The sequence below is a fragment of the Mycobacterium sp. NGS69 genome (assembly GCF_059812165.1).
In genome coordinates this window covers 140,606-159,794 of the sequence record NZ_JCALCD010000009.1, presented here as the reverse complement: position 1 = coordinate 159,794, position 19,189 = coordinate 140,606, and the positions used below count along the sequence as shown (strand labels likewise).

Genomic DNA, 19,189 nt, shown 5'->3' with positions numbered 1-19,189 from the left:
GGAGGCGCTCACCGTGCGCTGGACCCGGCCGGGGTACGCGCTGCTGCTGGCGCTCCTGGTGGCCGGACCTCTCCTGGCGCCCGGGTACCTGCTGTTGCGCGACGCGGTGTCCACGCCCCGGTCGTATGTGTCCGACACCGCCCTGGGGTTGACGGCGGCGCCGCGGGCGACGCCCCAGGATTTCGCGGTGGCGCTGGCGTCGCATCTGATCGACGGCGGCGTCGTGGTGAAGGCGCTGCTGGTGGCCGGCCTGTGGCTGGCGGGGTGGGGCGCGGCGCGGCTGGTGGCGACGGCCCTGCCCGATGCCGGGGCGCCGGGCGAGTTCGTCGCCGGCACGCTGGCGATCTGGAATCCCTATGTCGCCGAACGCCTTTTGCAGGGCCACTGGAGCCTGCTGGTCGCGTACGGCTGCCTGCCCTGGGTGGCGACGGCGATGCTGCGGCTGCGGACGGCGGCGGACGCGGGGTGGCCCGCCTGGTTCGGCCTGGCGTTCTGGGTGGCGCTGGCCGGGCTGACCCCGACGGGCCTGCTGCTCGCCGCGGCGGTGGCGCTGGTCTGCGTGGCCTGCCCCGGCACGGGTCGCCCGCGCTGGGTGTGCGCGGCGGCGGCCTCGGGGGTCGCGCTGGTGGCGGCGGCGCCCTGGCTGACCGCGGCGGCGCTGGGCTCGTCGCTGAAGGCGCACACCGCGGCGAACGCGCTCGGGGTGAACGCGTTCGCGCCGCGGGCCGAGCCCGGCCTGGGCACGCTCGCCAGCCTGGCCAGCCTCGGCGGCATCTGGAACGGCGAGGCCGTACCGGCTTCGCGCACAACGCTTTTCGCGCTGTCCTCCGCCGCGGTGCTGCTGGCGGTGGTGGCGGCCGGGTTGCCGGTCGTGGCGCGCCGGCGCCCGGTGATTCCGCTGCTGGCGCTGGCGGCGGTGGCCGTCGTGGTGCCGGCCGCATTGGCGACGGGCCACGGTCTGCACGCCTTACGGGCGCTGGTGGACGCCGCGCCCGCCTTCGGTGTGCTGCGCGACGGGCAGAAGTGGGTGGCCCTGGCGATGCCGGGTTACGCGCTGGCGGGCGCGGGCGCCGTGGTGACGCTGCGGCGGTGGTTGCGGCCGTCAGTGGCGGCGCTGGCCTGCTGCCTCGCGCTGACCTTGGCGCTGCCGGACCTGGCGTGGGGCGCGTGGGGCGCGGTCGCGCCGGTGCGCTACCCGCGGGGGTGGGCCGCGGTGGCGGCGGCGATCAATGGGGATCCCCGGACCGTGGCGGTGTTGCCCGCCGGGACCATGCGGCGCTTCTCGTGGTCCGGGCCGGCGCCGGTGCTGGATCCGCTGCCCCGCTGGCTGCGCGCCGACGTGCTGTCCACCGGCGACCTCGCCATCTCGGGCGTCGTCATTCACGGGGAGGGCGATCGCGCCCGGGCCGTGCAGGACCTGCTGCTTTCGGGGCCCGACCCGGGCGCGTTGGCGCCGGCCGGCGTCGGGTGGCTCGTCGTCGAATCGGACAGCGCCGGCGACATGGGCGCCGCGTCGCACACCCTCGACGCGCTGACGCCGGTCTACCGCGACGACGAGTTCGCCCTCTACCGGGTCGGCGGCGAGGGCGCCGGCATTCCCGCCGCGCGGCGCACCGCGACGCTGGTCGCACACGTGGCGTGGCTGGCGATGCTCATCGCGGGCGCCGCCGGCGCCGCGTTCAGCCTCAGACGACACCGCTGACGAACTCGCCCATCTGGACGGCTTGAAGGACGCCGGCCATCGCGTCGGCGCTTTGCGCCCAGGAGAACTCTCCGCTGCGCGCCTGCGCCTTGGCGCCGAGTTGGTCGCGCAGCACGGGGTCGCAAAGCAGCCGTTCGAGGCGGTCCACCAGCTCGTCGCGGCCGTCCACCAGGAGCCCGGTCACCCCGTCGACGATAGAGTCGGACAGCCCGCCCGAGGAGCGGTAGCCGACGGTGGGCACCGCGTGCTGCGCCGCCTCGACGACGGCCAGGCCCCAGCCCTCCTTGCGGGACGGCAGCACGTGCACCCAAGAGCTCTGCAGGACATGGTGTTTGGTCACGTCGTCGACGTGGCCGTGGAAGGTCACCGCGTCGGCCATGCCCAGGCGCCGGACGTGGTCGACGAGCCGCTGGCGCCACCACCCGTCGCCGACGATGTCGAGGTGCAGTCCCGGTATTCGGGGCCGCAGCGTCGCGACCGCTTCGAGGGCGTCCTCGATCCGCTTGTGCGGCACCAGCCGCGACAGCACGACCACCCTCGGCGCCGCCGAGCGCGGGCCGGTCAACGATTGCGCCGGCGCCTCGTCAAGGCCGTTGCGCACTACCGCGATCTGCTCGTTGCGCACCCCGAGCGCGACCAGGTCACGGGCCGACGGCAGCGACACCGTCACGTACTGATTGCGCCGGTTCACCCGGGGCGACAACCTCGATTCGACGAACCAGCCGATCCGGCCGAGCACCCGCCCGGCCACCGGCCACTGCTCGCGGTGGCAGTGGTGCACCAGCACCACCACCCGCCGGCCGTACACCAGGCGGGCGAGGAACGGCAGGCCGTTCTGGGTGTCGACGACCGCGTCCGGCCGCACGCGCCGCAGCGGCCCGAGACCGATGCGCGCCGCGGCCATCGACAGCAGCGCCCACACATACACCGAGTACCGGCCGCCGGCGCGGTCGATGCGCACCCCGTCGACCACTTCGCGGCGCGGCGCGCCCGGGTAGCGGGCGGTGCGCAGCGTGACGGCGACCCCGGACGCGGCCAGCTGCGCGCCGACGCGCTGCAAGTAGGCTTCGCTGCCGCCGCCCTGCGGGTGCCCGGTGTCGCGCCAGCACAGCAGCAGGACGGAACGGAGAGCGGACATTACTGGTCAGCGTAGCCGTCCACGCTTTGCCGGCGGGTCCGCCGGTGGGATCCTTCCCAGATGAGCATCGGCAATGAATCGGTGTCGGGCGGGGATTTTCTACTGCTCGTCGAGAAATTCGGCCTGACACCGTATCTGCAACGGCACGACCAACGGGCCTAGCCGACCCCGGCCGTAGGGTTGGCCGGTGGCCGTCACCGACCTTTTCGCGCGGCGGGCGAACCTGCGCCGGTCGCTGCGCCTGCTGTCGGAGTTCCGCCACGAGCGGTCCGACCCGGCCCGCTTCTATCGCGCGCTGGCGGCCGACACCGCGGCGATGGTCGCCGACCTCTGGCGCGGGGCCCATGGCGAGGATCCGGTCGGCCGCACGCTGCTCGACGTCGGCGGCGGCCCGGGATACTTCGCGGCGGCGTTCGCCGACGCCGGTCTCCGTTACATCGGCGTGGAACCCGACCCGGGCGAGATGCACGCGGCCGGGCCGACTTTGGCCGCTGCGGGCGGCTCGTTCGTCCGGGCGTCGGGAATGGCGCTGCCCTTCGCCGACGACTCCGTCGACATCTGTCTTTCCTCCAACGTCGCCGAGCACGTGCCGCGGCCCTGGCAGCTGGGCGCCGAGATGCTGCGGGTGACCCGGCCGGGCGGGCTGGCCGTGCTCTCCTACACGGTGTGGCTGGGCCCGTTCGGTGGCCACGAGACGGGCCTGTGGCACTACCTGGGCGGCGCCCGGGCCGCCGAACGGTACGCCCGCAAACACGGCCATCCGGCCAAAAACAACTACGGGTCGTCGTTGTTCGCGGTGTCCGCCGCCGACGGCCTGAACTGGGCCGCCAGCACCGGCGCCGCGGTGGCCGCATTTCCGCGCTACCACCCCCGATGGGCGTGGCGGCTGACGTCGGTCCCGCTGCTGCGCGAGTTCCTCGTCAGCAATCTCGTGCTAGTGCTGAGACCCCACTAATGAAACATGTTCTCGTTTTGCGTCGGCTTGGGTAGGGTGGCGGCCATGAGCGACGACGCTAAGACCGAATACGACAAACTTTTCATCGGCGGCAAGTGGACGGAGCCGTCGACCTCCGAAGTAATCGAGGTGCACTGTCCGGCCACCGGTGAGTACGTCGGGAAGGTGCCGCTCGCGGCGGCGGCCGACGTCGACGCGGCGGTCGCCGCGGCGCGCGCCGCCTTCGACAGCGGCCCCTGGCCGACGACGCCCCCGAAGGAGCGCGCGGCCGTCATCGCCAAGGCGCTGCAACTGCTCGAGGAGCGCAAGGACCAGTTCGCCAAACTGCTGGCCGACGAGACGGGCCAGCCGCCGATGACCATCGAGACGATGCACTGGATGGGCTCGATGGGGGCGATGCAATTCTTCGCCGGCCCCGCCGTCGACCAGGTCAAGTGGCGGGAGATCCGCAACGGCTCCTACGGGCAGACGATCGTGCACCGCGAGCCGATCGGCGTGGTGGGCGCGATCGTGGCGTGGAACGTGCCGCTGTTCCTGGCGGTCAACAAGCTTGGCCCGGCGCTGCTGGCCGGCTGCACGGTGGTGCTCAAGCCGGCCGCCGAAACGCCTTTGACCGCAAACGCTTTGGCGGAGGTGTTCGCCGACGCCGGTCTGCCCGAGGGCGTGCTGTCGGTGGTGCCCGGCGGGATCGAGACCGGGCAGGCGCTGACCTCCAACCGGGACGTCGACCTGTTCACCTTCACCGGCAGCTCGGGCGTCGGCAAGGAGATCGGCCGGCGCGCCGCGGAGTTGCTCAAGCCGTGCACGCTGGAGCTCGGCGGAAAGTCGGCGGCCATCGTCCTCGAGGACGTCGACCTGGCGTCCGCCGTCCCGATGATGGTGTTCTCCGGGATCATGAACACCGGGCAGGCCTGCGTGGGCCAGACCCGCATCCTGGCCCCGCGCTCGCGTTACGACGAAATCGTGGACGCGGTAAGCACTTTCGTGCAGTCGTTGCCGGTGGGCCCGCCGTCGGATGCGGGCGCCCAGATCGGGTCGCTGATCTCGGAGAAGCAGCGCGCGCGGGTCGAGGGCTACATCGCCAAGGGCATCGAGGAGGGTGCTCGGCTGGTGTGCGGCGGCGGCCGCCCCGAGGGCCTGGACAACGGATTCTTCGTGCAGCCAACAGTTTTCGCGGATGTCGACAACAAGATGACGATCGCCCAGGAGGAGATCTTCGGGCCGGTGCTCTCCATCATCCCCTACGACACCGAGGAAGATGCGATCAAGATCGCCAACGACTCAGAGTACGGCCTGGCCGGCAGCGTGTGGACCACCAACGTGCCGCGGGGCATCGAGATCTCGGAGAAGATCCGCACCGGCACCTACGCGATCAACTGGTATGCCTTCGATCCGTGCTGCCCGTTCGGTGGCTACAAGAACTCCGGCATCGGCCGCGAGAACGGACCGGAGGGCGTCGAGCACTTCACCCAGCAGAAGAGCGTGCTGATGCCGATGGGCTACACGGTCGACGGCTAAACCCGTTGCGCCGAGCGTGAACTCACGGCGAGAATTCAGCAGCCGATCTTTCGCCGTGGCTTCACGTTCGGCGTTTCGCTTCTAGCATCCGCGCGACGGATCGCGATGCGCTCGCAGCCCGCGGCTAGCGGCCCTGGAATTGGGCCTGCCGTCGCTCGATGAACGATCGCACGCCCTCGGCGGCGTCGAACTCGTCGCCGGTCAGCAGCCAACGCATGGCGTTGCCCCACCCGGCGTCGCGGGGAAGCCGGATCGTCGCACCGGCGAAGGGGTAGATGCCGCGCTGCACCTCGAGCTGGGTGAAGCGCGTCCCGTCCGCCGCGATGCCCGGCCCGACGTCGACCAGGTCCAGGCCAGCGGTGAAGTGGTCGCCGTGGGCGACCAACAGCCGGCGCGCAACGAGTCATCGGATTCCAGCAGCCCGTAGGCGCGCGACAGGTCGGCCAGCATCGCCCGGTCGAACGCGCTGCGCTTGCCGGGCCGGTTCAGCCCGATCAGCAGGACGTGTCCGTCGCGAGGAACACGGTGTCGCTCTTCGGAAGAGCCATCGTCTCAGTGAAACGCAGCCGTAGGTATTATGCAATAAAGCATAATGAGGCCAGGGTCACGTCCCCGCCGGCCACGGCGCCAAACAATTCCTGAACACCATTTATCCAGTTGCCCGGTTTACTTAGGGAATAAAAGTTGCTTACTTGACCGATGTCTTATATGCTTCAAAGCATAATCTATGGCCGCACTCAGGCCGGGAGAAAACAATGTGGATCATCGAACTCAACGTCGCCGGCTACCAGTACACGCGCGAGATGCCTGACCTCAAGCGGCGGCCGTTCCGGTTCAGCCCGCGTAATATGCACTGGCCGGTACCGCGGCACTCGCACGCTGCATGACGCTCGCCATGGGAGGTACGACAGTGCCGACTACCACCGACGCCAAGGCGGAATCCGCGCCGACCAAACGCTGCGACACCCGCAAGAAGATGCTGCTCAGCGCCGCCGAGGTGATGCGCGAGCGGGGCGCCGCCGGGGTGACCATCGATGAGGTGCTGGCCCGCAGCGGCGCGCCGCGCGGCTCGGTGTATTACCACTTTCCCGACGGGCGCAATCAGATCCTGACCGAGGCGCTGCGGTACTCGGGCGAGTCCATCACCGCGATGATCGACGACGCGGCCGGGTGGGGCGCCAAGGCGCTGTTGCGCGAGTTCGCCGAGTTCTGGGAGCGGCTGCTCGCCGAGGGCGACTTCACCGCTGGCTGCCCTGTGGTGGCCGCCGCGATCGGCTCCGACGACGACCCCAAACTGTCCGGGGAGGCGGCCACGATCCTGGGGCACTGGTGTACCGCGCTGACGCGGGCGTTCGTCAACGACGGCTTTGATGACGACGAAGCCGCCTCGCTGGCGGTGACGTCGATCGCCGCCTTCGAGGGCGCGATTGTGCTGTCCCGCTCGACCCGCAGCGTCGACCCGCTGCGCCGGGTCGGCGAACAGATCGAATTTCTCATCAAGGCAAAGGAATTCGTGGTCCGCAACAACATCGCGGAGTAGCTTCGGCTCAACCGGCGATAATCCGGCATTTGCTGTCGGCATTAAGTACCATCTGACTCCTGACGACTCGGCTCGGCATGTCGGCTGGTCGGAAGACGCCCTGACATAGCGCTCGCCGGGAGGTATTCGATGTCGTTCGTGTTCGCCACGCCGGATGTAGTATCAGCGGCCGCAACGGATTTGGCGAGCATCGGCTCGACGCTCAGCCAGGCCAACTCGGCCGCGGCGGCCCAGACCACCCAGGTCCTCGCGGCGGGTGCCGACGAGGTGTCGGCCGCGGTCGCCGAGTTCTTTGCTGCTCACGGCCAGGGCTATCAGGCGCTCAGCGCCCAGGTGGCGGCATTTCACGACCAATTCGTCCAGGCTCTGAACGCGGGCGCGGGCGCCTATGCCAGCACGGAGGCGGCCAACGCCGCGGCCGCGGCGAACCCCTGGCAGGCCCTGCAGCAGGACATCCTGGGCGCGATCAACGCCCCCACCGAACTGCTGCTGGGGCGCCCGCTGATCGGCGACGGCACCAACGGTGCTCCGGGGACCGGCCAGAACGGCGGGGCCGGCGGGCTGCTGATCGGCAACGGCGGCAACGGCGGCTCCGGCACGCCCGCAACGAGCTTCGGTCCCGGGGGGCCGGGTGGCACGGGCGGGGCCGCCGGGCTGTTCGGAAATGGCGGCGCCGGAGGCGCCGGTGGCCCCGCCAACGCCGTTAGCTTCCAGTCCGCGGGGCCCGGTGGGGCGGGAGGCACCGGTGGGCTGCTGATCGGCAATGGGGGTTCCGGTGGCGCGGGCGGGATCGCGATGACCCCCACGACGGGAGGCACCGGCGGCAGGGGCGGGGACGCCATCGGCTTGTTCGGGAGCGGAGGCGCCGGCGGCGTCGGCGGTTCGGGTCAAGTCGGCGATCCGCAGAACAGCGTTGCCGGTGCGGGCGGCCAAGGCGGCCATGGCGCCCTATTGCACGGCAGCGGCGGCCACGGCGGCAACGCCGGAATCGCCACGCGCGGCAATACGGGTGGCAATGGTGGCGCCGGCGGATTGTTCAGCGGCCATGGCGGCGACGGCGGCAACGGCTCGGGCGGCAAGGTCGGCGGTAACGGTGGGGCAGCCGGCTTCATCGGCACGGGCGGCGCGGGCGGAACCGGAGGCGCCGCCGATAACACGCTGGCCTTTGAAAATGGTGGCGACGGCGGTTACGGCGGCGCCGGCGGCGCCCTGTGGGGCAACGGCGGTCACGGTGGCGCAGGCGGACAATCCTCCTACGGCAATGGCGGCCAAGGCGGTGCGGGCGGCAATGCCGTCGGGCTCTACGGCAGCGGCGGCCACGGCGGAGACGGCGGTCAGGCGTTCGGCAAAGGCGGTTTCGGCGGGCGCGGCGGTAACGGCGGGGTCCTCGGCAATGGCGGTGGGGGCGGCAACGCCGGCTTCGGCTTCACCTTCACCGGAGCCCTGGGCGGCGACGGCGGCAACGCCCAGCTGATCGGCAACGGCGGCGCCGGCGGGACTGGGCAGCTTGCCATCAACGGCGGGATCGGCGGTGCCGGGGGCCTGCTGCTGGGCGTGCCCGGAGCCGACGGATGACAGGCGCCGTAGCCCGGCGAAATCACGGTCTGCGTTCGCCAATCGCGCTACGATTTTTCCCACGACGGGGGGCATTGCCGGAGGTGCGGAATGTCTTTCCTGTTCGCGGTTCCCGACATGGTTTCAACCGCCGCCACGGACTTGGCGGGCCTCGGATCCACGCTTAGCCAGGCCAACTCCGCCGCCGCGGCCCAGACGACCGAGGTCCTGGCGGCCGGAGGCGACGAGGTGTCGGCGGCGGTGGCCGCCTTCTTCGGCGCCCACGCCCAGGACTACCAGGCCGTCAGCGCCCAGGCGGCAACCTTCCATCGGCAATTCGTCCAGTCCCTGAACGCCGGCGCGGCGGCCTATGCCGGCGCCGAGGCGGCCAACGCCGCGGCCACGGCCAACCCATGGCAGGTCCTGCAGCAGGACATCCTCAACGCGATCAACACGCCCACCGAACTGCTGCTACAGCGCCCGCTGATCGGCAACGGCACCAACGGCCTGCCGGGGACCGGCCAGAACGGCGGCGCCGGCGGACTGCTGTGGGGCAACGGCGGCAACGGCGGATCGGGCGCGGCCAACTCACCGGGCGGCAACGGCGGGCCCGCCGGGTTGCTGGGCAACGGCGGCGCAGGCGGCGCCGGCGGCCTGAGCGTCACGAACTCGGTACCGGGCGGCAAGGGCGGCGCCGGTGGCACCGGCGGGCTGTTGTCGGGGAACGGCGGCCCGGGCGGCGTCGGTGGCGCCTACAACGGCCTTACCGTCGGCGGGGCCGGCTCAGGTGGCGCGGGCGGCGACGCGATCGGGCTGTTCGGCAACGGCGGCGCCGGTGGCGCCGGCGGCCTGGCGCCCGGCGGCTTGGTAGGCGGCGCCGGTTCCGGCGGCCACGGCGGTCACGGCGGACTGTTGAACGGCAACGGCGGCGCCGGCGGCGCCGCGGGCACGCAAGGCTCCTTCACCGGTTCCGGCGGGGACGGCGGCGCCGGCGGGATGCTCAGCGGCAATGGCGGTGCCGGCGGTGCCGGTTACGCCGGAAAGGCCGGCCACGGCGGGAATGCCGGCCTGATCGGCAACGGCGGCGCCGGCGGGGGCAACGACGCCGGTGGCGTGGGCGGCACCGGCGGGAACGGCGGCACGTTGCTGGGCAACGGCGGCCGCGGCGGCGACGGCGGGCAAAGCCTCTTGGCCTTCGGCGGCGCGGGCGGTGCCGGCGGCAACGCCGTCGGGCTGTTCGGCCACGGCGGCAACGGCGGCAACGGGGGCCAGAGCCTGACCGTCGCGTTCAACGGGGGCGCCGGTGGGCACGGCGGCAACGGCGCCCTCTTCGGCAGCGGCGGCGACGGCGGCAACGGCGGCGCCGGCAGTTCCGTCACCAACAAGGCCAACGGCGGCGACGGCGGCAACGCCCAGCTCGTCGGCAACGGTGGCACGGGCGGCAACAGCACCGGCGTCGGCGCCACCCCGGGAGTGGGCGGTGGCGGCGGACTTCTGCTAGGGATCCCCGGCCCCAACGGGCACGCGGGCCCGTAGACCGTCAGTCGCTGGCGGGCAGCGGCTTGACCTCTTTGAGCTGCAGGGCGGTCGCGCCGATGCTCAGGCTGCCGGCGCCGGGCTTGGTCACCAGCACCTCGGCTCCCGTCTCGTCGACGTAGCGCTTGCCCATCACGGTGCCGTCGGAGAACGCCGGGTCCAGCTCGCCGGAGCGTTCGCCGCCGATCGGCACCATCGGCGCGCCACCGCAGCGCAGGTCGTCGAGGCTGTCGGCGCTGCGGACCACGATGACCTGGGTGTCGCACACCTGGCTGGCGAGACGGGTTCCGTTCTTGATCATTTTGGCGTTCCTAATGTTCGGAGATTTTCGACGATCTCGCGGCGCAAAACCTTGCCCGTGGGTGTGGTCGGCAACTCGTCGCGAAAGACTACCCGGTCGGGGGTGCGCGACCCGCGCAAACTCTTGCGCACGTGCTCGCGCAATTCCTCGGGATCGGGATCGATGCCTGCCACCGGCACCACCACGGCGACGATCGCCTGGCCCCACTGCGGGTCCTCGACGCCGACCACGGCGACGTCGCGCACGTGGGCGTGCTCGATGAGCACCTCCTCCAGCTCGGCGGGCGCGATGTTCTCACCCCCGCGGATGATGGTGTCGTCGCTGCGCCCACTGATATAGAGGTAGCCGTCCTCGTCGAGCAGGGCCACGTCGCGGGTCGGGAACCAGCCCTCGTCGTCGAGCACCGAGCCGATCCCGGTGTAGCGCCCCGACACCTGCTCGCCGCGCACGAACAGCTCGCCGCTTTCGCCGGGCGGCAACACCGCGCCGTCCTCGCCGCGGATCTGCAGCTCGATGCCGGGCACCGGCCGCCCGACCGATCCGAGCCGCTTGGCCACGTGCGGTGCGGGCGCCGCGTGCGCCTCGCGATGGTCGTCGGGGCCCAGCACCGCGATCGTCGAGCTCGTCTCGGTCAGCCCGTAGGCGTTCACGAAGCCCACGTGTGGCAACAGCTCCAGCGCCCGGCGGACCAGTGGCAGGCCCACCTTGGATCCGCCGTAGGCCAGGCTGCGCAGCGACGCCAGCTCATGGCCGCCGCGTTCGAGGACGGTGACGATGCGGTCCAGCATGGTGGGCACCACCGTGGCCGTGGTCACCTTTTCGGCGTCGATCAGCCGCACCCATTCGTCGGCGTCAAAGTTGGGCAGGTACACCATCTTTCGGCCGGCGTAGAGGTTCGACAGCGCCGCGCTGACCCCGGCGATGTGATAGGGCGGCACACAGATCAGCGCCGCGTCGGCGGGTTCGGCCGATTCGAATTCGACGGTCCCGGTGACGTAACTGGTCAGGTTGTTGTGCGAGAGCTCGACGGCCTTGGGCGCCGATGTGGTGCCCGACGTGAACAGCACGATCGCGACGGATTCCGGGTCAGCGAACTCGGCCGCGGGCTCGGCCTCGCGGGCCGCGGCCAGGAATTCGTCGGACGACATCACCCGCTGCGACGACTCCCCGATCATGTCGCGGTAGCGGTCGTCGACGATCACCAGCGGTTCGGGCAGCCGCTCGATCAGCGCCTGGATCCCCTCCGCGGAGAGCCGGTAGTTCAGCGGCGTGAAGGCCAGCCCGGCGCGCGCGGTCGCGAAGATCAGCACCGGCAGCATCGCGCCGCCGGTGCCCACATAGGCCACATGCCTGGCGCCCGATCCCGCGACGACACCGGCGCCGCCGTCGGCGAGATCGCTCAGCTGCTGCGTCGTCAGCCGCAGCTCCCCGGAGACGACGGCAGTGCGCTCGGGGTTGCTCGACGCGGCCATCTCCAGCAGCAACGAAATGCTCATCCTCGATCCTTCGTGGATCCCCGCCCTTTACAGATCTAGCGCACAGTGTAAGCCATCTAACTAGTGCTATCGGTCGGGGTGCCAAGCCGTGACGCGCGGGATCCAGCGGGGGACGTTACGGCGGTAGGCGACGTACTCGTCGCCGTAGCGCCCGGCGAGGTGCGGTTCCTCCCAGAACCGGATGGCCGTCGCCTGGAACACGAAAAAGGTGGCGAACCAGGCCAGCAGCGCGCCGGACCCGGTGATGGCCGCTTCGCCGAGCAAGATGCAGAGCACACCGGTGATCATCGGATTGCGCACGTGCCGGTAGGGCCCGCGCACCACCAGGTGGACCGGCTCGCCCATGACGGGACCCAGCCCGAGCGTCCCCTCGCCCACCCGGTCGAACAGCACGTTGGTCCAGACCATCAGGCCCAGCCCCTCGGCGATCAGCACGCAGCCCACCGCCACCAGTGCGGCCGTCGCGGCCGCTCCGAACTGCGGCCCGCGCACGCCGCCCGGCAGCAAGATCAGGGCCGGGATCACCAGCGTCACCGTCATCGGGAAAAGCAGGACCGACAGCAGGTGCCGCCACCAGAGCCGTCGTTCGCGCGCGTTGGTCACCATCGCTTTCTCCTCTCCCGCTATTACTTCAACTATCGTTGAACAAATCCAGCCTACGCGCGCTGCCGCAGATAGGTCAACGTCTGTTGAAGTATCCTGACGGGCATGGCGGAGGCGCGGCGGGCGGGCCGGTGGCGCACCGGTCAGCAGAGCCGGCAGCGCATCATCGACGCGGCGCGCGAGCGTTTCATGCGCGACGGGTACGACAAGGCGACGGTCCGCGCGATCGCCGCCGACGCCGGCGTCGACGTCGCGATGGTCTACTACTTTTTCGACAGCAAGGAGGGCCTGTTCACCGCGTCGGCGCTGACCGGTCCCGAGCACCCGCTGCACCAGCTGGCCGCGCTCCTCGACGAGGGCGCCGAGCAGATCGGTCCGCGGCTGGTGCGCCGCTTCCTCGAACACTGGGAGGAAGGCGCCGTCTTCGAGCCCTTCATGACGCTGTGGCGCTCGGCGGCCATCCACCCGCAGGCTCGAAAGGTGTTGCACGACAGCCTCGCCGGACCCATCGCCAAGCGGGTCGCGACGGAATTCGGGGTGGCCGACGCCGAGCTACGGGTCGAGCTGGTGGCCAGTCACCTGGCCGGGCTCGCGTTCGCGCGCTACCAGCTCAAGATCGAGCCGCTGGCGTCGACGACCGTCGACGACCTGGTCTCCTGGCTGGGGCCGACGGTGCAGCGTTACCTGACCGATCGCTAATACCGCGAGCGGACGGGTCAGGTGCCGGTCCAGCGCGCCGGGCGCTTCTCCGCGAACGCGATCGCGCCCTCCTTGGCGTCGTTGGACACGAACACCGGGCCCAGGATCTTGCTCTGCTCCTCCCACCGGGACTCCGGGGTCCAGCCGCGGGACTCGACGATGATGCGCTTGGTGGCGGCCACCGCGAGCGGGCCGTTGGCGGCGATCTTCTCGGCCAGCTCGATGGCGGCGTCCAGCGCCTTGCCCGGTTCGGCCAGCACGTTGACCATGCCCAGCGCGTGGGCGCGCTCGGCGGACAGGTTGTCGCCGGTCAGCGCCAGCTCCATCGCGATGGCCGGCGGGATGCGTTCGGGCAGCCGCAGCAGCCCACCGCCGCCGGCGACCAACCCTCGCTTGACCTCCGGGATGCCGAACGCCGCGTCGCGCGAGGCCACGATCAGGTCGGTGGCCAGGGCCAGCTCGGTGCCGCCGGCCAGCGCGTAGCCCTCCACCGCGGCGATGAGCGGCTTGACCGGCGGCCGCTCGGTGAAGCCCATGCCGCGGCCCTCGACGATGGGCACTTCGCCGCGCGCGAAGGCCTTGAGGTCCATGCCCGCGCAGAACGAGCCGCCGGCGCCGGTCACGATTCCCACCGACAGACCGGTGTCGCCGTCGAGCCGGTCCACGGCGTCGGCCAGGCCCCGGGCGACCGCGGCGTTGACCGCGTTCTTGGCCTTGGGCCGGTTGATGGTGATGATCAGGATCCGGTCCCGTTGTTCGACCAGGACTTCGGGTTCGGGGTTGGCGGCCTCTTCGCTCACAGTCACGGTGCTGATGGTAGCGGCCGACCGGAGCGTCATTAGCGGCAGTCGAGAGTCCGGTTACCGAGACCGGCCTCAGGCCGGCGCCATCGCCGCCTCGATGACCGTCAACTCCTCGGGAATCCCTGCAGCCCTGCGTATTTCGATGAAGTCGGCGACCATTGCCTCGGTCACCTCGTGCGGGTCCTTGAGGGTGGCGCCGTCGGAGAGCACCGAGATGTTGAGCTGATCGACGTAGCTCCACACGGTGATGTTGAGGCCGCTGCCGGCGGTCAAGGGCCCTACCGAATAGATCTCGGTGACCAGCGCGCCGCCCACCCGGCCGCGCTGGCGCGGACCGGGCACGTTGGAGATGTTCAGGTTGAGGATCTTGTTGTGCCCGTCGCGGCTGGAGGCCCACCGGAAGAAGGCCTGGGTGGGCGCGGGCGGCATGTAGGCCGCCCAGCGGCTGACCAGCTCGGGCCCCATCAGCTGGTTGCTTTCCTTGGCCGCGATGGCGTTCTCGTGGCTGCAAGCCACCCGCTCCAGCGGGTCGTCGGAGTCGGTCGGCAGGCCGACCAGCACGCCGGTGAACCGGTTGCCGGAGATGCGCTCCGGCGAGAAGTCGAAACTCATCGGCACCGAGGCCAGCAGCGGCTCGGCCTGGCCGTCGTAGCGCAGTTGCAGGGTGCGCAGCGCGCCGGTCGCCATGGCGAGCACCATGTCGTTGATGGTCGCCCCGAGCCGCTTGCCGGTCTCCTTGACGTCGGCCAGCGCCAGCGTGGCGGTGGCGAACCTGCGCTCGGCGGTGATCTTGTGGTTGATGAAGGTTGGCGGCGGCTCGAACGGCCGGGTCAGTTCCGGGGACAGCTTGCGGGAGCTGCGCCGGACCCGGCCCAGGCCCTCCGCGGTGTAGCGGACGGTCGCGGGGATTCGCCCGAGGTGGCGCAGGTGATCGGCGAACGCCGAACTCATCAGCTGCCGCGGGGTGGGGGCGGGGTCGGACGTGTAGGGACGACCCTCGGGCGTCGGCTGGATGTCCATGCCGCGCGCCAGCAGGTTCGCCGAAGCGACGCCGTCGGCGAGCGCGTGGTGGATCTTGCCGACCACCGCGATCCGGTTGTTGGCCAGGCCCTCGACGAAGTACATCTCCCACAGAGGACGGGTTCGGTCCAGCGGGGTGCTGGCGATCCGCCCGATCGCCTCGTCCAATTCGCGGCGGCCGCCGGGGGCGGGCAGCCGCCACGGCCGGATGTGGTACTCGAGGTCGACCTCGCAGTTCTCCCGCCACATCGGATGGTGGAACTTGAACGGGATTTCGACGAGCTGGTAACAGAACGGCTCGAGTTTGTTCAGCCGGCCGGCGATCACTTGGCGGAAAGCCTCGATGTCGAACTCACGCCGATCGGGAGCCAGCTCGATCACCGCGGCTTTGATGGTATGCATGTGCACGTTCGGCGTCTCGCTGTACAGCAGTACCGCGTCCCAGCCGCTGAGCCTTTTCACCGCCACCCCTTACCCATAGGGGGACATTACCCAGCGGCGCGAGCTCAGATAACCTCTTTCGCGCCGATCTTTTTGGTGCGGTAGATCTGGTTGAGGAACAGCGACGCGGCGTGCGCGGCCGCGCCGGCCCGCTCCCCGTCGATGAGGTCGTATCCGTGGCCCGCGCCGGGCAGTTCCAGGTAGCCGACCATCGAATGCGAGACGGCGCGCAGCCGTTCGACGAAGCTGCGCGCCTGCTCGACCGGGATGACGTTGTCCTTGCTGCCGTGAATCACGAGGAACGGCGGGGCATTTCGATGCACCCGCGCCATCGGCGACGCGTCGCGGAACACCTCGGGGTGCCGCGCGATCGACTTCTTGACGACCACCCGCTCCAGGAAGTCGACGAACCGCACCCGCTCGGGGGTGGAACGGTCCTCCCAGTCATAGCGGCCGTAGATGCCGACCACCGCGTCCACCGAACTGTCGGCGCCCTCGGGCAGTTCGGTCCGATGCGCCGGGTCGTCGTGGGTCAGTCCGGCCAGCGCGGACAGGTGCCCGCCGGCCGAACAGCCTGCCACCGCAACGAAATTGCGGTCGCCGCCGAACTTGTCGACGTTGGCGCGCGCCCACGCGATGGCCGTCTTGACGTCGGTGATGTGGCGCGGCCAGCGGTGGTGCGGCGCGACGCGGTAGTCGATCGCCAGGCACACCCAGCCCTGCTCGGCCAGCCGGGACATCAACGCGGAGCCCTGGCCCATGGACCGGCCGTGCACCCAGGCGCCGCCGGGCACGAAGATCAGGACCGGCGCGGGTTGCGCGGGCAGGTCCTTACGCCGCCAGACCTCGAGCACCTGCGCCGGGTGGTCGCCGTAGTGGACGCCGCGGCGGTAGAGGTAGCGGCGCCGGCGCATCGCGTCCCAGATCGGCGGGGTCCGCTCCGCGGTGGGCCACTCGACGTCGAGGTCCGCGGCCGACACGACGCCCCGTAGCGCGGCGATGGAGACCTCCCGGACGCTCTGCGGGTCCGCGACCGGCACCTCGTCGGCGTGGGGCGTCAGCAAGTCCTTGGTCAGCGCGGACAGCGCTTGGGGTGCGTGGCGGGCGCCCCAGACGCTCATCGCGGTCAGCGCGCCCAGCGGTTCCAGGCGCTTTCCGACGACCGGCAGCGAAGCGCTGGCCACGCTCAGGGCCAGCATGTAGTCGGCGGGGCCGGCCCGCAGCAACCACTTCACGCAGGGTGTCATGCGGGGTGCCCTCGCAGTCATGTACGGACTGTACCCCCGGGCGGGCGCCTGAAACTGACGTTTGCGTTAGAGAACGGGCGCCGGTTTGCCGGTGGCACGCCGGCGTGTCACGGCGAGGCGGGCGGCGTACCAGATGGCGCTCACGGCGAACATCGCAGCGGTGAGCAGCAGCCACCTGCCCAGGAACGGCTGCTGGGTTTGCCCGGTGGCCGCCAGATAGGTCGGGGCGCCCTGCTCGATGATGCCCGGCAGGAAGATCAGCAGCGTCAGCCCGGCGCCCAGGGCGGGCACCCGAATGTGGTTGCGGGCGCTGATGTTTGGACGACGGCGTGCCCGCGCGAACAGCACCCGGTCGGCCAGCGCGTAGAGCGGGAAGAGCAACAGGTCGTGGGCGATCACCGCGGCGGCCAGCCAGACGGCGATCGACTGCCACCAGGTGCCGGAATTCCACAGGGTCGCCGGCTTGAAGGTGGCCAGGACGTAGCCCAGCAGGGCGAACCCGGACACCATCGTCAGCAGGTGCAGCGGGCCGGACCTGTAGACCGCCGCGAAACGCCGTGCGAATGACACCATCTCAGATCGGCTCGAACTCGATGGCCGCCACCCATTTGGTGTTGTGCACTCCCGGTAGCGCCGGCACGATGATCCGGGCCGGGTAGCCGTGATCCAGCGACAGGTCGGCGCCGTTGACCCGTAGCGCCAGCAGGGCGTCGGGGTCACGAACCTGGTTGGGCTGCAACGTCGCCTCGCCGAACGCGCCGCCCCGCTGCAGCGATGTCACCCGAGCCGTGCGTGGGACGGGCACGCCGGCGATTCGGGCCAGGTCGGCCAGCCGGACCCCGCTCCAGGTCTGCACGGTCGACCATCCCTCGACGCACGCGATCGGCAGCCGCGCGGTGTGCTGCGCCAGCCCGGCCAGCGCGCTGCGGTCCAGCACCACCACCGTCGCCCCGCTGCGCAGGACCAACCGCCAACTCGCGCCGACGAGTTCCGGCGCGATGCCCGCGGCGACGGCGGTCTTGTTGACCGGGAAGTCGTGGCCCCGGCCGCGCGGCAGCAGCAGGGCGGCGCCGCGGGAGGCCCCGCCGAGGGTCTGGCCGGCCGTCAGCACGCCGACCAGCGCCACGCCGGAGCCGACCAGCGCCAGGGCGCCGCGGCGGCTCATCGTCGGCTCGGCCGGGTCGGCCGCCACCAGGCCGTCGGGATCGGGCGCTTCCGGGCGGGTGTCGCTTCGGTTGGTGCGCAACACTTCTCGCAGCGACAGCGACCGCAGCCCGGTGATCATGCGCGGGATCTTCAGCGTGATGTGCATCAGAAAACCGGCGATGAAAACCCACGCCCCGAAATAGTGGGCGTCGTAGAAGCTGAAGCCGAAGATGTAGTCGTACTGGATGTTGAGCACCCCGGTGACGATCTCGAACAACACGCCGCCGACCAGCATCAGCAGCGACAACCGTTCCAGCGCTTGGGCGATCGAGCGGGCCGGGGGCCACGCGAACAGCCGCGGGATCACCGACCACAGCTTGGCCAGCACCACCGGGATGATCACCAGGCCCAGCCCCACGTGCAGGCCCTGGGTCAGCCGGTACAACCACGACGGGCGCGTCGGCCAGTCGAAGGTGGGCAGGCGCAGCCAGCCGACGTCGGCCGGGATCGCCTGGCCGAGCCGCGGCCCGTAGGCGATGTAGGACAGCAGCCCGGTGAGGATGACGATCGGCAGGACGATCAGCAGCACCAGCCCGAACACCGACGTCAGCCACGGGCCGCGCAGCGGGCTCCGGAATGCTCCCAGCCGCCGCGCGCCCGGCGGCGGGTGCTGGTCGAGCGCGCGCCAGAGCCGGGTGGGAAACCCGTAGTCGTTCACAGGGCGGCCAGGTTCGCGATGACCCGGCCGCCGATCAGCCGGAGGCCGGTCAGAGTCAGGCCGACCTGCGCGGCCAGCGTGGCGGCGCTGTCGACACCGACCGTCGCCCAGCGAAACCAGGGCCCCACGTCGCGGTCGGTCTCCAGGCGCACCCAGCGCGGGCGGACGCCGACGGCGTCGGTCTCGAACTCCGCGACGCAGCGCCCGCCGCGACCGAGCAGCTCGGCGGCACGTGCCAGGATCCGCCGCGGGTCGCCGCCGAGGCCGACGTTGCCGTCGACGAGCAATACCGTCTGCCAAGACCCCGTTCCGGGCAGCGGTTCGAACACGTCGCCCAGCAGCGCGGGCGCGCCGACGCGTCCCGCCAGGCGGATCGCCGTCGCCGACCGATCGATGCCGAGCGCGGGGATCCCCCGCCGGATGAGCTTGGCGACCAAGCGCCCCGGCCCGCACCCCAACTCGATCGTCGGCCCGGTGCACATCTGCGTCACCGCCTCGTCGAAGACGTCGTCGAAGGCGTCGCGCGACGCGCTGTCGGGACATCGCTCGCCCAGCCACCGGTGCGCCGGCAGCGGCCGAACCTCGCCGTCCTCGTGCCGGACCCAACATCTCTCGCCACCGAGCGCCCGATCGTAGAGATGCCCCAGCATGCCACGCCTCTCGCATCGTGCGCGACCGGGCGGCCCGGACGCGCCTCTGCCCCGGTGGGGGATGTGCTCATGAACCCGCATCGCGGGCACGCCGATAGCCACGGGAAATGCCAGCGTTTGGA

16 protein-coding genes and 2 pseudogenes are annotated in these 19,189 nt (G+C 71.1%); 7 read left to right on the top strand and 11 right to left on the bottom strand.

What is annotated here, in order from left to right:
* Window positions 1-13 precede the first annotated feature (13 nt).
* Complete coding sequence (locus AC5Y2S_RS24545) at window positions 14-1,702, top strand: MmpA family trehalose lipid delivery protein (protein WP_499958916.1); 1,689 nt, start codon at window positions 14-16, stop codon at window positions 1,700-1,702.
* On the opposite strand, the gene AC5Y2S_RS24540 is transcribed toward AC5Y2S_RS24545, so the two are convergent.
* On the bottom strand, window positions 1,686-2,840 hold the full coding sequence (locus AC5Y2S_RS24540) for a glycosyltransferase family 4 protein (protein ID WP_499958915.1): 1,155 nt from the start codon (window positions 2,838-2,840) through the stop codon (window positions 1,686-1,688). The genes AC5Y2S_RS24545 and AC5Y2S_RS24540 overlap by 17 nt on opposite strands.
* A 187-nt stretch (window positions 2,841-3,027) precedes the next feature.
* On the opposite strand from AC5Y2S_RS24540, the gene AC5Y2S_RS24535 reads away from it, so the two are divergent.
* On the top strand, window positions 3,028-3,795 hold the full coding sequence (locus AC5Y2S_RS24535) for a class I SAM-dependent methyltransferase (protein ID WP_499958914.1): 768 nt from the start codon (window positions 3,028-3,030) through the stop codon (window positions 3,793-3,795).
* A gap of 45 nt (window positions 3,796-3,840) precedes the next feature.
* Window positions 3,841-5,313, top strand: coding sequence for an aldehyde dehydrogenase (locus AC5Y2S_RS24530; RefSeq protein ID WP_499958913.1), 1,473 nt, complete (start codon window positions 3,841-3,843; stop codon window positions 5,311-5,313).
* Window positions 5,314-5,479: 166 nt separating this feature from the next.
* Here the strand turns inward: AC5Y2S_RS24530 and AC5Y2S_RS24525 are convergent.
* A pseudogene (locus AC5Y2S_RS24525) lies at window positions 5,480-5,814 on the bottom strand (enoyl-CoA hydratase-related protein); the annotation flags it as partial.
* Between the two features lie 394 nt (window positions 5,815-6,208).
* Between AC5Y2S_RS24525 and AC5Y2S_RS24520 the strand changes: the two are divergent.
* The 3 genes and pseudogenes from AC5Y2S_RS24520 (at window position 6,209) to AC5Y2S_RS24510 (ending at window position 9,943) form a co-directional block, all read left to right on the top strand.
* Complete coding sequence (locus AC5Y2S_RS24520) at window positions 6,209-6,853, top strand: TetR/AcrR family transcriptional regulator (protein ID WP_499958911.1); 645 nt, start codon at window positions 6,209-6,211, stop codon at window positions 6,851-6,853.
* A 129-nt stretch (window positions 6,854-6,982) separates the two neighbouring features.
* Window positions 6,983-8,425 (top strand): annotated as a pseudogene (locus AC5Y2S_RS24515) (PE family protein); the annotation flags it as partial.
* A gap of 93 nt (window positions 8,426-8,518) precedes the next feature.
* On the top strand, window positions 8,519-9,943 hold the full coding sequence (locus tag AC5Y2S_RS24510; protein WP_499958909.1) for a PE family protein: 1,425 nt from the start codon (window positions 8,519-8,521) through the stop codon (window positions 9,941-9,943).
* Window positions 9,944-9,947: 4 nt separating this feature from the next.
* Here AC5Y2S_RS24510 and AC5Y2S_RS24505 read toward each other — a convergent pair whose 3' ends face one another.
* The 3 genes from AC5Y2S_RS24505 to AC5Y2S_RS24495 all read right to left on the bottom strand — a co-directional run bounded on the left by AC5Y2S_RS24505 (window position 9,948) and on the right by AC5Y2S_RS24495 (window position 12,346).
* Entirely contained in the window at window positions 9,948-10,244 is a 297-nt protein-coding gene (locus tag AC5Y2S_RS24505) for a hypothetical protein (RefSeq protein ID WP_068106239.1), read from the bottom strand.
* Window positions 10,241-11,740, bottom strand: a complete 1,500-nt coding sequence (locus tag AC5Y2S_RS24500) for a class I adenylate-forming enzyme family protein (protein WP_499958908.1) — start codon at window positions 11,738-11,740, stop codon at window positions 10,241-10,243. The genes AC5Y2S_RS24505 and AC5Y2S_RS24500 overlap by 4 nt, the downstream gene beginning before the upstream one ends.
* 66 nt (window positions 11,741-11,806) lie before the next feature.
* Window positions 11,807-12,346, bottom strand: coding sequence for a methyltransferase family protein (locus tag AC5Y2S_RS24495; RefSeq protein ID WP_499958907.1), 540 nt, complete (start codon window positions 12,344-12,346; stop codon window positions 11,807-11,809).
* 102 nt (window positions 12,347-12,448) lie between these two features.
* Between AC5Y2S_RS24495 and AC5Y2S_RS24490 the strand changes: the two genes are divergently transcribed.
* The gene (locus AC5Y2S_RS24490; RefSeq protein ID WP_499958906.1) at window positions 12,449-13,042 is read left to right on the top strand and encodes a TetR/AcrR family transcriptional regulator; all 594 of its coding nucleotides are present in this window, start codon (window positions 12,449-12,451) and stop codon (window positions 13,040-13,042) included.
* Window positions 13,043-13,059: 17 nt separating this feature from the next.
* Here the strand turns inward: AC5Y2S_RS24490 and AC5Y2S_RS24485 are convergent, their stop codons facing one another.
* The 6 genes from AC5Y2S_RS24485 to AC5Y2S_RS24460 are packed head-to-tail and all read right to left on the bottom strand — an operon-like array spanning window position 13,060 to window position 19,067.
* A complete protein-coding gene (locus tag AC5Y2S_RS24485) occupies window positions 13,060-13,881 on the bottom strand; it encodes a crotonase/enoyl-CoA hydratase family protein (protein WP_499958905.1) in 822 nt (273 codons plus the stop codon).
* A 36-nt stretch (window positions 13,882-13,917) separates the two neighbouring features.
* Window positions 13,918-15,327 carry a WS/DGAT/MGAT family O-acyltransferase gene (locus AC5Y2S_RS24480; RefSeq protein WP_499958904.1) on the bottom strand — a complete coding sequence of 470 codons (1,410 nt, stop codon included), beginning with the start codon at window positions 15,325-15,327 and terminating at the stop codon, window positions 13,918-13,920.
* Between the two features lie 44 nt (window positions 15,328-15,371).
* Window positions 15,372-16,574, bottom strand: a complete 1,203-nt coding sequence (locus tag AC5Y2S_RS24475; protein WP_499958903.1) for an alpha/beta hydrolase fold domain-containing protein — start codon at window positions 16,572-16,574, stop codon at window positions 15,372-15,374.
* A 45-nt stretch (window positions 16,575-16,619) separates the two neighbouring features.
* The gene (locus tag AC5Y2S_RS24470; protein WP_499958902.1) at window positions 16,620-17,126 is read right to left on the bottom strand and encodes a hypothetical protein; all 507 of its coding nucleotides are present in this window, start codon (window positions 17,124-17,126) and stop codon (window positions 16,620-16,622) included.
* 1 nt (window position 17,127) lies between these two features.
* A complete protein-coding gene (locus AC5Y2S_RS24465; RefSeq protein ID WP_499958900.1) occupies window positions 17,128-18,417 on the bottom strand; it encodes a molybdopterin-dependent oxidoreductase in 1,290 nt (429 codons plus the stop codon).
* The gene (locus AC5Y2S_RS24460; RefSeq protein WP_499958899.1) at window positions 18,414-19,067 is read right to left on the bottom strand and encodes a methyltransferase domain-containing protein; all 654 of its coding nucleotides are present in this window, start codon (window positions 19,065-19,067) and stop codon (window positions 18,414-18,416) included. Before AC5Y2S_RS24460 ends, AC5Y2S_RS24465 begins: the two co-directional genes overlap by 4 nt.
* Window positions 19,068-19,189 lie beyond the last annotated feature (122 nt).

What these genes read in the sequence shown, in the direction of transcription:
- AC5Y2S_RS24540 (WP_499958915.1), bottom strand. Translation starts at nt 2,840, where the DNA reads ATGTCCGCTCTCCGTTCCGTCCTGCTGCTGTGCTGGCGCGACACCGGG.
- AC5Y2S_RS24530 (WP_499958913.1), top strand. Translation starts at nt 3,841, where the DNA reads ATGAGCGACGACGCTAAGACCGAATACGACAAACTTTTCATCGGCGGC.
- AC5Y2S_RS24520 (WP_499958911.1), top strand. Translation starts at nt 6,209, where the DNA reads ATGGGAGGTACGACAGTGCCGACTACCACCGACGCCAAGGCGGAATCC.
- AC5Y2S_RS24510 (WP_499958909.1), top strand. Translation starts at nt 8,519, where the DNA reads ATGTCTTTCCTGTTCGCGGTTCCCGACATGGTTTCAACCGCCGCCACG.
- AC5Y2S_RS24505 (WP_068106239.1), bottom strand. Translation starts at nt 10,244, where the DNA reads ATGATCAAGAACGGAACCCGTCTCGCCAGCCAGGTGTGCGACACCCAG.
- AC5Y2S_RS24500 (WP_499958908.1), bottom strand. Translation starts at nt 11,740, where the DNA reads ATGAGCATTTCGTTGCTGCTGGAGATGGCCGCGTCGAGCAACCCCGAG.
- AC5Y2S_RS24495 (WP_499958907.1), bottom strand. Translation starts at nt 12,346, where the DNA reads ATGGTGACCAACGCGCGCGAACGACGGCTCTGGTGGCGGCACCTGCTG.
- AC5Y2S_RS24490 (WP_499958906.1), top strand. Translation starts at nt 12,449, where the DNA reads ATGGCGGAGGCGCGGCGGGCGGGCCGGTGGCGCACCGGTCAGCAGAGC.
- AC5Y2S_RS24485 (WP_499958905.1), bottom strand. Translation starts at nt 13,881, where the DNA reads ATGACGCTCCGGTCGGCCGCTACCATCAGCACCGTGACTGTGAGCGAA.
- AC5Y2S_RS24475 (WP_499958903.1), bottom strand. Translation starts at nt 16,574, where the DNA reads ATGACTGCGAGGGCACCCCGCATGACACCCTGCGTGAAGTGGTTGCTG.
- AC5Y2S_RS24470 (WP_499958902.1), bottom strand. Translation starts at nt 17,126, where the DNA reads ATGGTGTCATTCGCACGGCGTTTCGCGGCGGTCTACAGGTCCGGCCCG.
- AC5Y2S_RS24460 (WP_499958899.1), bottom strand. Translation starts at nt 19,067, where the DNA reads ATGCTGGGGCATCTCTACGATCGGGCGCTCGGTGGCGAGAGATGTTGG.